We start from the raw sequence: 1322 nt of genomic DNA, 5'->3' as shown, positions 1-1322 counted from the left end.
AGGTCTGCGCCGCCTCGCGCATCGCCACTGCCGATTGCTCGGCCGCGGCCGCCACTTCGGCGGTCTTGTCGATCATGCCGCGCGCCGATCCCGAACTGCGCGCCGCCTGGTCGCGCAACGTCGCGCCTTCGCTCGTCGCGCGTTCGACCATCGCGGCGATGCCGTCGCGGAATTCGACCGACAGCCGGTCGCGCGCGACTTGCGCCTGGTGCTCGCGGTAGGAATTATAGATATCGACGGTGATCTCGCCCTCGAGCGCGGACAAGCGCATCAGCGTGTCGAGCAACACCGGCAGGCGGGGATCGTCGCGATCGACGCGCGCGACCATCACGCCCAAGGCGGCGCGGTCGCTGGCGGAAATCATCGACAGTAATGCCATTGGCGAGACATCGGCGGAGAATGCCGCGGCGACCGAGCGCTCGATCGATTCGATCCAGGCGCGGCCCGACGTGTCGAGGAAGCGGTTGCGCAGAAAGTCGCAACCGATGTCGATCATCTTCTGCGTCTCGTGCGTCGCCCAGATCCGCTCGTCGGCAAAACACCGCAGCCATTGCTGCCAATAAGCTTCGGAAATGGCGTGAATTTCGGGCTCGAGCACGGCCCAGGCCTCGCGGCTCGACGAGGCCAGCGTGCCGTCGAAATCGAACACCCTGAGGCGCGCGCGAAGGTCGATCTTCGCGGCGATGGCGCCGGGGACAGGCAAGTCAGGGGTGCTCAACGATTTTTCTCCGCTTTCCGGCCGCTGGGAGGAATTAGCCGGTCGGACGCCAGAGCTAGCGCGTACTTGGTTAAGGCAGGGTTAGGATGAGGTAGGGGGAGATGCCGCCAAAGTGGTTCAATCTGCCCTCTCCCGTTCACGGGTGCACCGGGTCGGTCATGCCCCCGGCATGACCTAAACAGCGCGGGGCGCTGTTTACCCGATGCAGGTTGGGTGAGGGTCTTCTTCCTTCTAAAATCCCCCACATGCCCCCAGTCCGCCGCCAGATCAGCGAACACGCCTCCCAACTCCGCCGCCACCGCACCGACGCGGAGGAGAAATTCTGGCAAGGCGCCCGCAACCGCCAGATCGACGGGTTCAAATTCCGCTTCCAGCACAGCCTGCTGCCATATGTCGCCGACTTCGCCTGCCTCGACGCGATGTTGATCGTGGAGATCGACGGCGGACAACATGACGAACAGCGTGACGCCAGGCGGACGGCGTTTCTCGAATCCGAAGGTTTCGAAATCCTCCGCTTCTGGAACAACGATGTCTTGAGCAACCTGGAAGGAGTCATCCACGTCGTCCGCGAAGCGCTGATCCGGCGGATTCAAGAACTAGAAGA

General features: G+C 63.7%; 1 protein-coding gene and 1 pseudogene. One reads left to right on the top strand and one right to left on the bottom strand.

The features are described 5' to 3' along the window. Positions 1-718 (bottom strand): annotated as a pseudogene (locus SAS01S_RS21950) (methyl-accepting chemotaxis protein); the annotation flags it as partial. Between the two features lie 209 nt (positions 719-927). Between SAS01S_RS21950 and SAS01S_RS21945 the strand changes: the two are divergent. Beyond that, a partial coding sequence (locus SAS01S_RS21945; protein ID WP_245657075.1) for an endonuclease domain-containing protein occupies positions 928-1322 on the top strand: 395 nt, incomplete at its 3' end.

This window comes from Sphingomonas asaccharolytica NBRC 15499 (assembly GCF_001598355.1).
GTDB lineage: Bacteria > Pseudomonadota > Alphaproteobacteria > Sphingomonadales > Sphingomonadaceae > Sphingomonas > Sphingomonas asaccharolytica.
Note: the sequence above shows the minus strand (reverse complement) of the source record. Positions and strands in the feature narration are given on the sequence as shown.